This window comes from Neolewinella xylanilytica, from assembly GCF_002934605.1.
GTDB lineage: Bacteria > Bacteroidota > Bacteroidia > Chitinophagales > Saprospiraceae > Neolewinella > Neolewinella xylanilytica.
On the sequence record NZ_PTJC01000006.1, the window covers coordinates 776,688 to 790,137 of the forward strand.

Here is a 13,450-nt window from a genome sequence, read left to right on the forward strand (position 1 = left end):
TGAAGGAGGCCAACAGTTGTTGAAGGCGGGAACATTCGGGCCGGCACTCGCGTAGAATAGTGAATCTAGAACTCAATACACGGCCGGCACATGCAGTACATCATCCGCCTTACCACGCTGTTGGTTGCCGCCCTGCTGCTAGTGGGATGTTACGGCCTTCTTCCCTCGAAGGGGGGTGGTCAGTTGTCCTATACTCCGCAGGGGCGAACGCCCGACCCGGAGGATGTTCTGTTACCCGAAGGCTACCGGATCGAGGTAGTGGCCGACGGACTGACCTTCCCCACCGCGGTCGCCTTCGACGGTGACGGAACCCCCCACGTCATTGAGGCAGGCTACTCGTACGGGGAAGTTTTCCTCCAACCGAAGCTACTGCGGATCGGCGCGGACGGAGATACCACCCTCGTGTACGCCGGGGAGCGCAATGGTCCCTGGAATGGCATCACCTTCGACGACGGCTACTTCTACATTGCCGAGGGAGGACAGCTGGAAGGCGGCAAGATTCTCCAGGTCAGCGAGGCGGGCACGGCGGAGATACTCGTGGAGAATTTACCCAGCCTGGGCGATCACCACACCAACGGACCGGTAGTCCGCGACGGATACGTCTACTTCGGCCAGGGCACGGCCACCAATGCCGCGGTAGTGGGTACGGATAACGCGGCCTACGGCTGGCTTCACCGCTTTACCGACTTTCACGACATCCCCTGCGAGGATATCACCGTCCGGGGCGTAAACTCCACTACCGAAAACGTACTGACGGATGAGCCCGACGACGAGGCGGTCACCGGGCCCTACTCCCCCTACGGAGAAACCGTGCAGGACGGCCAGGTGATTCCCGGCGCCATTCCCTGTGGCGGAGCGGTGCTACGCGTACCCGTCGATGGGGGAGAGGCCGAACTGGTAGCCTGGGGCTTCCGCAACCCCTACGGTCTGGCCCTGGACGCCGACGGGGCTCTTTACGTGACCGACAATATGTACGACGTGCGGGGAAGCCGCCCGGCCTGGGGTACGGGCGACCTGCTCTGGAAGGTGGAGGAGGGATCGTGGTATGGATGGCCGGACTACTATTCCGGCATCCCGGTGGCCTCCCTCGAGTTTCCGGGCAAAAACGACCCGCAGCGTATCCTGGCCGAAGATCCGGGAGCACCGGCGGAAGCGGTTGCTAAATTCGGTGTCCACGCCTCGGCGAACGGACTGGACTTCTCCCCCGGCGCTGCTTTCGGTTTCGCCGGCCAGGCCTTTGTAGCCGAATTCGGCGACATGGCACCGACCGTAGGTAAAGCCCTGGCGCCGGTGGGTTATAAAGTGGTCCGGGTGGACGTCAAAACGGGCGTAGTAGCAGATTTCGCCGTCAATAACAGCCCCAAGAACGGACCGGCCAGTTGGCTGCGCAGCGGTGGGCTGGAGCGGCCGGTATCGGTCAGCTTCGATCCGGCGGGCGACGCCCTGTACGTGGTCGACTTCGGCATCCTTACCCTGGACGATGAGCAGGGGCCGATGCCCCGGGAGGGAACCGGCGTAGTTTGGAAAATAACGAAAACCCGATGAAGAAACTGCCCATCATCGCCGGACTGCTATACCTTCTGGCCGCTACGGTTGTTACCGCTTGCTCTGCCCCCCGTACGCGCCCGGCGGCCGAGGTGGTAAATATGCCCACCGAGGCGCTGGCGGAGGGGCGGGTTCTGTTCGATAAGTACTGCAATTCCTGCCACCCCGGAGGTATGGCGGCCGTTGGTCCGGCCATTATCAACAAGCCACTGCCCAAGTTCGCCATCCGCTACCAGATCCGCAAAGGGTTGGGTACCATGCCTGCCTTCGGGGACATCCTCTCGGACACGGAGGTTCGCAACGTCGCGGACTACATCGGCTATTTGAAAAAGGGACGGGACGGAGAAGTCCGGCGCTAAACCCAAAACCTCGTGGGCGAGCCAGGCCGGGCGGCGGCGCGCGGGTGCAAGGAATCGAGCCCGGTGCAAGCAGATACCTCCGTTCGTGTCCCGCTCATCCGATATCAGCGCCTACTTTGCCCGGGGAGGAAGCTAATGCTGCGCAATTTTCACCATCTGGCTAGCTCTTTGCGTGCCTTTATCGGGCGTCACTACCCCGTTGAATAAATTTGGGGAAACCCGATCCGATCGATATGTACGTTCGCTTTAGTTCTTTCCCGTTGGCCTGTTTGCTGCTCTGCATTATCGGTTGTGCGTCGCCTGGTCCAGGGGCAGTGACCCTCTACCTGATCGGTGACTCCACCGTAGCGGATTATGCCGACAACTACGAACCGGGAGAGAATTATATGCAGACCCGCTACCCGGTGACGGGATGGGGGCAGGTGATGCAGGAGCGCTTCGACACGACCGATCTGTCGGCCTTTCAGGGCTTGTTTTCGGCGGACAGCGTAATCGTCGACGACCGGGCGCGGGGCGGACGCAGCACCCGGACTTTCTTCCAGGAGGGGCGCTGGCGGGAAGTGCATCGGCTCCTGCGCCCCGGCGACCTCGTACTCATGCAGTTCGGCCACAACGACGCCGCCGAAGGCAAACCGGAGCGGTACGTGGACGTCGAAGGGTATCAAGAATTCCTGCGCCTGTACGTGGCACAGAGCCGGGAGCGGGGGGCTACGCCGATCATCCTCACTCCGGTAGCCCGCAATTATCCGTGGAAAAACGGCCACCTGGAAAACGTCCACGGTGAGTATCCCGAGGCGGCCAAAGCCATTGCCGAAGAAACCGGTACCGCCATCATCGACCTGAACCAGCTATCCATGGATGCCTTCAGCGAACGCGGTAGGGAATACGTCACGACCCACTATTTCATGAACCTCCCGGCCGGCAAGTATCCGGCCTACCCCGACGGTCAGGACGACAACACCCACTTTCAACCGGAGGGGGCGGGGGCCGTTGCCGACCTGGTTTTCGCTTCCCTGCGGGACTTAAGACCCTGAAAGTGCCGGGCGCAGCCCGTTAAACGCATCAGACGGCTAGTGGGCCGTTGCACGGGCGAACAAGCGGCGGACCCGGCTACATCATACGGTAAACACCCCACGATGAACAGCAAGGTCACTACCGTAGACGAACTTCTGGAAACCCTTACTCCACCCGGACAGCGCGGTCTTCCCGCCGGGCGTATCCGCAATGCCATCGTTACCGGTGGCGATACCGGGATCGGTCGTTACACCGCCCTGACGCTAGCGAAAGACGGATGTGACGTGGCCCTCACCTACGCCCACCACCGCGACGACGCCGAACTCACGGCGGAGGCAATCCGCCGACTGGGTCGACGCGCTGTTGTGCAGCATATGAATCTCGCGGATGCCGGGGCCGCCGGACCGGCCGTCGACGCGATGGTACGGGAACTGGGCGGTTTAGATGTATTTGTCAGTAATGCCGGCCAAATGAGCATGAAAGTGTTTCCCGAACTGGAGCTCGCCGATCTCGAAAACCTTTTCCGGATCAACACCTTCGGGGCGGTGCTGGCCATCCAGCGCGGGGTACGCTATATGTTAGGGATGGACGCGGAGCGTTCCGGGGGCAAATTCGAGGAGATCGCCACCATGGCCCGGAAGGTGCTGACCGGTGAAATCGGCTCACCGCGAAAGACGCCCGGCCGGGTCATCGTCGTGACGAGCGTGCACGAGCATGTCGCTAATCCGGTAGACACGGTGTATACCATGAGCAAACACGCACTCGGTGGTTTCATCAAGTGTGCCGCTTATGCGCTTGCGGGAACGAATGTGACGATTAACGGCATACGTCCCGGTGAGGTGTCCACCCCCATGAACAGTGCCCACCCGGAGGACGCACTGCATCAGCAGCGGAAGTACATTCCCGCGAAGCGGCCCGGCCATCCCGCCGAGATCGCCAGCATGGTGCGGTACCTGGCTAGTGACGAAACAGCCTTTATCAGCGGCGTCAGTTACGACGTTGACGGAGGCATGAGCATCGGTGGGCCAATGGCCAGCGAAGGATATCAGAAAGCGGTGTAGGGAGCATGCCGGGCAGCCAACCGAAGTTGCCACTAGCCATCGCCCCCAGTCGTTTCGCGCTTAGGTCCGTCCGAAGCGCTAAGGTTGTCCACCCCCACTGCCCTTGTCCCGACGTGGACGGCGGCGGCCGAATTTCTTTTTCGGTTGGTCACCCGTATCCGGAGCCTTTGCCTCGCTGGCGGGGGCCGAAGACGGGGAATTCCCGGAGCGGTTGCTATTGTCACGACTTCTGCCTCGGCCTTTGCCGCCTTTCTTGTTACCTCCCCGGCCACCTTTGTCGTCTCGGCTTCCTGTGCCCTGGGGCGGTTCGGCATCGGCGAGTTCGTCGGGAAGCGGGATGCGTCTGACCTTCTTTTCTACCAGTTCTTCAATCCGCTTGAAGCGCTGACGATCTTCCTTGCTGATGAGGGTAATGGCTTCCCCCTCGGCGCTGGCGCGGGCGGTACGGCCGATGCGGTGCACGTAGTCTTCCGCGTCGCCGGGGACGTCGAAGTTGATCACCAGATCGATGCCGTCGATGTGGATCCCGCGGCTTAGTACGTCGGTAGCAATGACGATCGGGATCTTTCCGGAACGGAAGTCGCCGAGGCGGTCTTCCCGTTCCTGTTGCTCGAGGTCCGATGAGACGGATTCGGCTTTGTGTCCCTTACGCTGTAGGCGTCGGGTGAGATCGCGGACGGTTTTCTTGCGCCCGCAAAAGATGAGGATGCGTTCCAGCTCTTTCTTGTCTTCGAGGATGTGCTCGATGAGGCTGATCTTGGCCCAGTCGGCCACGTCGAAGGCCTTCTGATCGATCTTTTCCGCCGGCTTGGAAATGGCGATGCTGATCTCCACCGGGTCTTTTAGAATCTCCTTCGAGAACTTGCGGATCTTGCCCGGCATGGTAGCGGAGTAGAAGAGGATCTGCAGGCCTTCCTTCGGCAGGAGGTCGATAATTTTGAGCATGTCATTGACGAAACCCATATCCAGCATCCGGTCCGCTTCGTCGAGCACGAGATGCTTTACACCGCTCAGGTCCGCGTAGCCAAGATCCAGGTGGGCGATCAGACGCCCTGGGGTAGCGACTACGAGGGGAGCGCCCGTTTTCAGGGCATTCTTTTCCCGTTCCATGCTGTGGCCGTCCCGCCCCCCGTAGATGGCGATGGACGAGGCCGGCGTATAGAAGCTAAAGCCTTCGAGCTGCCGGTCTACCTGCATGGCCAATTCCCGGGTGGGCTCGAGAATGATGGTATTCACCTTCTTTACCGGGTTCCGGGTGAGCTTGTCCAGGATCGGAAGGAGGAAGGCGGCGGTTTTGCCGGTGCCGGTTTGGGCGACCGCGAGTACGTCACGGCCTTCCAGCGAAGGAGGGATAGCCTGCGCCTGAATGGGCGTGCATTTATCGAAGCCCATATCATCGAGGGCATCCAGTAATTCGTCGACGAGATTGAGTTCGTCAAAGTAGACAACCTCCTCTTCCGGGGTGTCATTGGGCGTAATATCCATTGGGGCTTGTTGGGCGCAAGCCATTTTTCTCCGGCCTACGCAATTTATTTATACCGTGAAGGTAATGATTTAAAACGGCTTGCATACCGGTCAGTCGACCTCGATCATTCGAATTTTGGCTCCCGGTAGTAGATCCGGCTATCCGGCGGTACGCTCCTTACGATCCAGGTATTCCCGCCGATAATGCTTTTCGTACCGATAACCGTATCGCCCCCGAGGATGGTGGCACCCGCATAGATAATGACCCCGTCTTCGATGGTCGGGTGTCGTTTCGTACGCGCCATTTCCTTCTTTACGCTGAGGGCCCCGAGGGTCACTCCCTGGTACATTTTAACGTCGCTGCCGATGTCGACGGTTTCTCCGATAACGATGCCCGTTCCGTGGTCGATGCAAAACCGGCGACCGATCCGGGCACCCGGGTGGATCTCGATACCGGTGTTACCGTGGGCGATCTCGGTAAGCATCCGGGCCAACAGGCTCACGCCTAGCTCGTGCACGGCATGGGCTATGCGGTAAACCGCGATGGCGTAAAAGCCCGGATAGGTAGTAATCACTTCTACCCGGCTCACCGCAGCAGGGTCTCCGGCCAGGATAGCTTCCGCATCTTCCACCAGGCTATCGTAGATACCGGGGAGCCGGGTCTCGAAAGCGCTACGCACTTCATCCACGCCGGACGCGGCACCCCCCCGCCCCGGCATGCCGGAAAGGATGGAGTACAGTTTTAAATCATTCGTGCGATAGTGGTCGCGAAAGGCCGCTTCCGACGTGAACTTGAGGGTACTCATTTCCGGGAACAGAAACGCCAGCAACCCGTCCAGCCATTCTTCGATGAGGCGGGGAGAGGGTAGGGTATTGGCCTGGAGGTGATTCCGGTAGAGCCGCGCGAGAAATTGCTCGTTCATAACGGCGGTGAAAATAGCGGAAAAATAAAAGGGCCGGCTAAGTGCCGGCCCCCTGGGATCCAATTTCGATGAAGGGAAATGATCTTCACCGGGAATTGGATAGTGTGAAATATATGGAAGTCGTGGTTAATCTGGAAAATGCATTGTCAAGTGCTGTTTGCTCCAAAACTTCCTCAAATCGTGTCTGTCCTTAAAATAGTGTCTAAAAGTGTCTGTTGTAAAAGCGTCTAAAAGTGTCTGTGTAATAGTGCGTCAAAGTCTCTCAAATAAATCCTAGTGTCTCAAACTAGTTAGATACTCTGGTCTCTCAAGCGTAATAGTTAGTTTCAGGAATTTGCTCTGTATAGGTCGGTAGGGCCGAGGCCTAGTTTCTGCTGCCGATCATACCCTTCATTTTCTGGCGGGCCAGGAAGATGCGGCTCTTGACGGTGCCGATAGGGATGTTCAGGTGGGCGGCAATCTCTTTGTATTCGTAACCGCGGTAAAACATCAGGAAGGGTACACTGTAGATTTCCCCGATCGTGCTCATCATGCGGTTAAGCTCTTTAAGGCGCATGTCATGCTCGCCCTGGTTAGGGATAGCACTGGTGCTTTCGAGTGCGAAAGTGAAAGTCTCAATGGGTTGGTTCACGTGCTTGCGGCTTTTTTCCTTGCGGTAGCGGTTGATATAAGTGTTGCGCATGATGGTAGATACCCAGCTTTTAAAGTTGGTGCCCATCGTGAATTTATCGCGGTGACGGTAGGCACGCATGCTGGTTTCTTGCATCAGGTCCTGAGCATCTTGGTGGTTACGCGTCAGGCGAAGCGCAAAAGAGAATAACAGGTTCTCAAGTTTGTTAATCTCCTGGGTAAATTCTTGGTTAGTCATAGTGCTGATAGCTTACTGTTATAATGTTTGCGGTCTAACCCGCGGTTACTCGCCATAGAGATATCAAATGGCGTGCCAAAATTATAACTAGCTAAAAAACAGCAACTTATGTATTTACCCCTTCCGTTCCGGGCGTACTACATTTAGGCGACTGACTATATACAATCATTATGATTGTATGGCCTATTCCGGTAGCACCCGAACCCCCTCCGCCAGGAAGCGGAGTTCGCTGCGGGGCTCGGTAATGGCGGCGATTTCCGTTTCGGACTGGCCCGCGTCCGCTGCGAAGTGACGGAGCTCCTCCACCGGAGTTAGTTGGGTATAGGCCATGCCATGCATAAGGACTTCCTTGCCACCGATGTCCTTGGGCACAAAAAAACCGTAATCCCGGAAGGTTACGGTCATTTCCTGGCCGTTGCCAGCCGTGAGCGTCATCCAGCATCCTTTGGCCTGGCAGACTTCATTAACGGTCCCGCGTAGGGTGGTGCGGACGGAGTCCCTGAGGGCTTCTTGCCCGTAGGTTGCCAGCAGGGACTCCGCCGGCCGCACGTCGGTGGTAGAAAACTCCGCGCCGTAGAATGCTTCGGTAGGGGCTTCCGTCTCGGTAGCGCAATGATTGAGAGCGAGGGAAAGTCCGAGGAGGAGCACGAGGCGCATAGGAGGTAAATTATTGGTAAGCTACCAGATCGGTAATGTAGCTGTCACCGTATCCGGCGTCTTCCAGGGTTTTCTGTAGGGCGACCGCTTCGTCACGGTTGGTGAAGCTTTCGCGGCTTTCTACGACCCAAACCTGTTCGCATGGGCGGTAACGCGCTACTAAGGTAGGGTGAAAGGGATATTCGGCGGGGTCGGTGTACCGCAGAATGGCCACCTGCACCTTATACTCGGTAGTCGGGGTAGTGGAAAATTTGGGTAAGGAGGGAGCGGATTCGCCTCCGGGCACACCAGCCTCGCCGTAGGTGGCAGGTGCTTCCTCACAGTAGGATGGTTTGGCTTCGGTTTGGGCGGTCAGGGCGCTACAGCTTAAAGCCAGGAAGAAAAGGATAGGATATCGCATATTCGGAACAGTAAGGGTAATGGAAAAGTATCGCTTGATGTGAAAGAGAAAAATGTCTAGCGACCCCAATTGTTCGGTAGGCGAATGTTATCCCCCGTACATAGTGACTACAATGTCCACCCTACGATTCAACTTTTTTTCCCGCTGGCCGGCGATCTCTCCTTTTCCTTCCTCGATTACGATCAGTGCGGGGTTGATACCGAGCTTCCGCAGGTAAGCTCCGACGGCTTCCGCCCGGTTCTGGCTGAGCCGCATATTGTAATCCACCGCACCGGTCTCGTCGGTAAATCCGATAAGGGCGATGGAGGCGATCCGCTCGCGATCCAGGGAATCGGCAAACACCCGCAGGGCGCTTTGCTGCTCGGAAGTGAGTTCGTATTCCTCGAAGGCGAAAAGGGCCTGCAAGGTTTCCGTATAGGTCTCCCGGGGTTTTACTTCAGGCTCGGGGGGCGGCGGTGCGCCGGATTTGGTCAAGGGCAGGTTGATCCGGTAGGGCGTGGTATTGTCCCAGCGGGGAATGGAAAAGGTATGTCGGTAGGGATCGTAGGCCGCGTTATCCACCTGTAGGGTTAGCGGCGCATCGGGTGGCGCACAGATGAAGAAACGACCGGCGTAATTCGTGCGAAATACGTCTCCACCGGCTACGGGCACTTCCTGGTTGGCGATCGGTTCCCCGGTGAGGCTATCGGTCACGAAGCCACTTACGTACGTGACTTCCTTGCCGGTCAGTTCCTCGTTAAGCGTGAAACTATAAATGTCTAATCCCCCCATGCCCCCGGCCCGGTCGCTAGCGAAAAAGCCCTGCCGGCCATCGGCGGATAAGTGAAAGCCGAGTTCCCGCGCCGGGCTGTTGACGGGCGGTCCGATGTTCATGGCCTTGCTCCACCGTTCCCGGCTGGGATCCCAGCGGCTGTAAAAGATGTCCTGATCGCCAAGGCTCTCGTGGCCCATGCTGGAGAAGTAGAGCGTTTCGGCATCGTTGCTAAGAAAAGGAGCCTCCTCGTCGTAGGGGGTATTTACGCCGGCCCCCAGATTAATGGGTTCGGACCAGCTGCCATCCGGCAATCGATAACAGCGGTACAGGTCACTTCCGCCGATGCCTCCGGGGCGGGTGCTCGCAAAGAAGAGTTGCCGGCCATCGCAGCTGATGGCCGCCTGGGAATCCCAGGTAGGGGAATTCAGGTAGTTCGGCAGTTGCTCGGTATGCTCGATACGCCCGTCGATGAGCACGCCGGAATGAATGTCGCAGCCGCCGCCGCCCTCGTTTTCGTGGCAGAGGGTGAAAAAGATGGTTTCGCCGTCACGTACCAGCGTACACATCCCCTCCGGTTGCTGGGTATTGAAGGTGCCGAAACGGGATGTCCGGAACTTACCCGTCGTGCCGCGGCGTTTGGCGGTGATCAGGTCTTCGTCGCCGCGGGATTCCTGCCGGGTGTACAGCACCCCCGTCAGGTCGTTGGTGAAAAAGGGGAAATAGTCGTTGTCCTCGCTGTTGATCGGCGCCCCCATATTCAATAGGTTGGTGGCGTTGACGTAGTTGGTGCTGTCGGCGGAAATCTGCGCTGACAGAATACTCCGGTCGAGGTCCTGATCTACTATGCGTTGCTCGGTGGCCATCTCCTGATCGCCCATCAGCCCGAAGGCACCGCGATCCCGATCCTGTAGTGCTTGAAAGCGCTGGAAATAGTCGAGGGCCTGACGGGCATCCCCCGCCTGGAGGTAAGCCTCCCCAAGCTGAAAGTATAATAAGCGCGAGAAGGTGGAATCTGCCTCCAGTACGGTCCGGTAGGATTCGATGGCGCAGTCAAAGTCCTTTTGCAAACCGCACACCGTACCCAGGGAACGAACACCGGGTAAGAACGTCGGGTCGTAATCGGCGGCTTGCTGCAACCGCTTGGCTGCCCGGCTCAGCTTTCCGTCCAGAATGTATTGCATGCCGTCGTCGAAGGCCTCCACGGCGCGAAGCCGGTCGCGCGACTGGCCGAAAACGGACCGGCTGCCGAACAAGATCAGGGCCAAAACGATTAGATGAGCGGTCCGCATATATTCGGGACTGGGGGCAAGCCTACCAAAGCTTGGGCTCCGCCCGAAGACGGAGCCACAAGTACAATGAGTGCATTAGTAAACTATCGCCGCTAATGTAAGACTTTTTCGAACTATTCCCCCGACCGTGCCAAGAGTGGCCGGTTGGGGTGATTCATTGTACGTGTATGCAAATTATTCGGATCATCCTTTTGGGATTGCTCCTGCAGGCCTGTAACGTTGGCAACGATTCCAACATTGTTGCCGATTCCACCACAGTAGCTTCCGGAACGGGCGCTTTCTCCGGAGAATTGCCCGATTATTGGTACCGAGGCGAGGCCGAGATCACGACTTATGATCTGACCCAGGCGCGCTACGGCGAACTACGGGAGGGAGAAGCCGTACTCATACAGGTAAGCGAACCCTTTCTGGCCGATCGCCAGGTAAAGGATGAAGGCGAAGCGGAGGCGGGAGCCGCTGCGTCGGCTTCCGTACTGAAGACCAACCTGATCCGGCGCTTCGTGACCGGGATCTACGATTATTCGCTCATGACCTCCGTGTTCACCCCCACCGACGGTCGGGCTTATCCCCATACGTTGAAAGTGACGACCAGCTCACAGGACTGGTGCGGCCAGAGTTACACCCAGTTGAATTATGCCGGCGACGATACCTGGCGCATGCAACTTCGTAGTTACTTCGAACGGGAAGGGGATCGGGAGGAACCCCTGGCGGCCGACTTTTTGGAAGACGAAGTGTTCAACCGCATCCGCATCGGCGGGGCACTGCCGGAGGGCACCTTCCGGGTAATTCCGAATACCGGCTATCTCCTCATGACCCATCAGCCCTACGTCGCCGCTACGGCCCGGGCATCCACAACCAATCTGGGAGACAGTTTACGCACCTACGTACTCGAATACTTGGAGCTTCCCAGACGGCTGGAAGTCACTTACGAAACTGCTTCCCCGTACATTATCCGCCAGTGGACGGAAACCTACCCCAGTGGCGGCACCGAGCTCACCACCACTGCTACGCTCCGCCGGCAGCGCACGGAAGCTTACTGGTCGCAGAACGCGAACGCCAACCAGCCACTGCGTGCCGAATTGGGGTTGGAGTAGCACAATTTTACCGCCCCATCGTTAGCCAACTACAACGATCCCGTCTATGTACCGAGCGTTAACGCTGCTTTATTTCATTCTTGCCCTACTGGTCAGTCAGTTGTTGCCGGCCCAAGGCCTGCAACCCTACAACCCGAGTAACACCACGAATGCCGTCCTTCTGGGGCTCGGCGGCAGCCTGACCACGACCTCCGTATTGCTCGACCGCCGGGTCGTGCCACTAACGGAGGACGACATCAGCATCCTGGAAATCGACCGCATTCCCGGTATCGACATGTTCAGTACCCGCCACCTCAGCCTTAGGGCGGACGAAGCGACCGACAAACTGCTTCTCGCCAGTTTCGCCAGCCCTTTCTTCCTTCTCCTCGATCGACCTGGGCGGGATAACTTTAATGAAATAGCCATGGTCGTTTTTCAGGGAGCCATGATTAATGCGGGCCTCAACAACCTGACTAAGGTGCTCGTGCGCCGGCCCCGCCCTTACAATTACAACCCGGACGCGCCCCTGGATACCAAGATGCGAAAAACCAGCCGCTACTCCTTCTTCAGCGGCCACAGCGCTACTACCGCCTACTTTGCCATCACCTCGGCCAAGCTGTACAATGATTTGCATCCCAACAGCAGCGCCCGTCCCTACGTATGGTTAGGCGCCGCATTACTGCCGGCTGCCGTGAGCTACGGACGGATGCGTGCGGGCCGCCATTTTTTCACCGACGTACTGGTAGGCACGGCCGTTGGCACAATTATTGCGCTCGTAGTACCGACCCTCCACCGTGGTGACGGCGAAAATTAGCGATCCTCATGGCCCAATTCATTGATTACTACCAGACGCTCGGCGTCGATAAAACCGCCGACGAAAAGCAACTGAAAAAAGCATTTCGGAAGCTGGCCCGGAAGTACCACCCCGACGTAGCGCCCGACGACGCGGAGGCGGAGCAAAAGTTCAAGGCTGTCAACGAGGCGTACGCCGTGCTTTCCGACCCGGAAAAACGCGCCAAATACGATAAGTACGGCAAGGATTGGGAGCACGCCGAGGCTTTCGAGCAGGCCCGTCAACAACGGGGGAATGCCACGGGCGGATTTGCCGGCGGCAATCCCTTCGGCGGGGAGTATACCTACACCTCCGGCGGCGAAGGAGCTGACTTTTCGGACTTTTTCCGCGATATGTTTGGCGGCGGGGGCGCGGGTGCAAGGTTTGGCGGCCAAAGTAGAGCCTTCCGGGGGCGAGACATCGAGGCCGAACTACACGTCGACCTGCAGGATGTGCTGGAAGACAATAAGCAGATCCTCACGGTTAACGGCAAGCAACTCCGGGTAACCATTCCGGCCGGGGTGGAGGACGGACAAACCCTTCGGCTGCGCGGACAAGGAAGTCCCGGTGCCGGGGGCGGTCCCGCCGGTGATCTTTTCATCACCTTCCGGGTAAACACACCGCCCGCCTACCGGCGCGAAGGAGCCGACCTGTATAAGTCGGTAGAGGTCGATCTATACACGATGCTCCTCGGGGGGAAAATCACCGTCGATACGCCCACCGGGGCGGTAAATCTTCCGGTAGCGGCAAACACACCCAACGGAAAACGGGTACGATTGAAGGGCAAGGGGCTACCCGAATACAAGGGGCAGGCGAGCGGCGATCTCTACCTGGAGCTGACCGTCCGACTCCCCGCAAGCCTGTCCGGGGAAGAAAAGGAAACCTTTGAGCGACTGGCCGGTCGCTAGCCAAGACAACCGAAGCATATGAATTCCGGAGTAGCCTACATCACCATCGAGCAGTTCTGCACCTTCCATCAGTGCGAGACCGTCGTGATCAAAGAATTTCTGGACCACGGCATCTTCGAAGTACAAACACCGACCGAGGTGATCCTCATTCCCGAAACCCAGGTACCCCGCATCGAACGGGCGCTCCGCTTGCACAACGAACTGGGGGTCAACGCCGCCGGGATCGACATCATCCTGCGGTTGCTCGACCGGATCGAGTATGCACGCCGGGGGGAAGTGGAGGATTGGGACGACTACGAATGA

14 protein-coding genes are annotated in these 13,450 nt (G+C 58.3%); 8 read left to right on the top strand and 6 right to left on the bottom strand.

Features of this window, described 5'->3' with window-relative positions; all coding sequences use genetic code 11:
• Positions 1-90 precede the first annotated feature (90 nt).
• The 4 genes from CLV84_RS12470 (at position 91) to CLV84_RS12485 (ending at position 3,979) form a co-directional block, all read left to right on the top strand.
• Positions 91-1,545 carry a PQQ-dependent sugar dehydrogenase gene (locus CLV84_RS12470; RefSeq protein ID WP_104420120.1) on the top strand — a complete coding sequence of 485 codons (1,455 nt, stop codon included), beginning with the start codon at positions 91-93 and terminating at the stop codon, positions 1,543-1,545.
• On the top strand, positions 1,542-1,904 hold the full coding sequence (locus tag CLV84_RS12475; protein ID WP_104420121.1) for a c-type cytochrome: 363 nt from the start codon (positions 1,542-1,544) through the stop codon (positions 1,902-1,904). Before CLV84_RS12470 ends, CLV84_RS12475 begins: the two co-directional genes overlap by 4 nt.
• Before the next feature lie 233 nt (positions 1,905-2,137).
• The gene (locus tag CLV84_RS12480; protein ID WP_104420122.1) at positions 2,138-2,938 is read left to right on the top strand and encodes a rhamnogalacturonan acetylesterase; all 801 of its coding nucleotides are present in this window, start codon (positions 2,138-2,140) and stop codon (positions 2,936-2,938) included.
• A 102-nt stretch (positions 2,939-3,040) separates the two neighbouring features.
• Positions 3,041-3,979, top strand: coding sequence for an SDR family oxidoreductase (locus CLV84_RS12485; RefSeq protein WP_104420123.1), 939 nt, complete (start codon positions 3,041-3,043; stop codon positions 3,977-3,979).
• Positions 3,980-4,057: 78 nt separating this feature from the next.
• On the opposite strand, the gene CLV84_RS12490 is transcribed toward CLV84_RS12485, so the two are convergent.
• From CLV84_RS12490 to CLV84_RS12515, 6 genes are all read right to left on the bottom strand, one after another.
• The gene (locus tag CLV84_RS12490; RefSeq protein WP_104420124.1) at positions 4,058-5,464 is read right to left on the bottom strand and encodes a DEAD/DEAH box helicase; all 1,407 of its coding nucleotides are present in this window, start codon (positions 5,462-5,464) and stop codon (positions 4,058-4,060) included.
• A 104-nt stretch (positions 5,465-5,568) separates the two neighbouring features.
• Positions 5,569-6,366 (bottom strand): serine O-acetyltransferase EpsC, encoded by a 798-nt coding sequence (epsC, locus tag CLV84_RS12495; protein WP_104420125.1) that lies wholly within the window; start codon positions 6,364-6,366, stop codon positions 5,569-5,571.
• Between the two features lie 364 nt (positions 6,367-6,730).
• On the bottom strand, positions 6,731-7,234 hold the full coding sequence (locus tag CLV84_RS12500) for an RNA polymerase sigma factor (RefSeq protein WP_104420126.1): 504 nt from the start codon (positions 7,232-7,234) through the stop codon (positions 6,731-6,733).
• A 183-nt stretch (positions 7,235-7,417) separates the two neighbouring features.
• A complete protein-coding gene (locus tag CLV84_RS12505) occupies positions 7,418-7,891 on the bottom strand; it encodes a DUF4920 domain-containing protein (RefSeq protein ID WP_104420127.1) in 474 nt (157 codons plus the stop codon).
• 10 nt (positions 7,892-7,901) lie between these two features.
• Positions 7,902-8,291, bottom strand: a complete 390-nt coding sequence (locus CLV84_RS12510; protein WP_104420128.1) for a hypothetical protein — start codon at positions 8,289-8,291, stop codon at positions 7,902-7,904.
• 87 nt (positions 8,292-8,378) lie between these two features.
• A complete protein-coding gene (locus tag CLV84_RS12515; protein WP_170067688.1) occupies positions 8,379-10,310 on the bottom strand; it encodes an OmpA family protein in 1,932 nt (643 codons plus the stop codon).
• Positions 10,311-10,501: 191 nt separating this feature from the next.
• Here CLV84_RS12515 and CLV84_RS12520 point away from each other — a divergent pair, with 191 nt between their 5' ends.
• From CLV84_RS12520 to CLV84_RS12535, 4 genes are read left to right on the top strand one after another with little or no spacing between them, the layout of a single operon-like run.
• Positions 10,502-11,428: a septum formation inhibitor Maf gene (locus tag CLV84_RS12520; protein ID WP_104420130.1), complete on the top strand. Its 927-nt coding sequence runs from the start codon at positions 10,502-10,504 to the stop codon at positions 11,426-11,428.
• A 46-nt stretch (positions 11,429-11,474) separates the two neighbouring features.
• On the top strand, positions 11,475-12,221 hold the full coding sequence (locus CLV84_RS12525) for a phosphatase PAP2 family protein (protein ID WP_104420131.1): 747 nt from the start codon (positions 11,475-11,477) through the stop codon (positions 12,219-12,221).
• An 8-nt stretch (positions 12,222-12,229) separates the two neighbouring features.
• A complete protein-coding gene (locus CLV84_RS12530) occupies positions 12,230-13,147 on the top strand; it encodes a DnaJ C-terminal domain-containing protein (protein WP_104420132.1) in 918 nt (305 codons plus the stop codon).
• 18 nt (positions 13,148-13,165) lie between these two features.
• On the top strand, positions 13,166-13,450 hold the full coding sequence (locus CLV84_RS12535; RefSeq protein ID WP_104420133.1) for a chaperone modulator CbpM: 285 nt from the start codon (positions 13,166-13,168) through the stop codon (positions 13,448-13,450).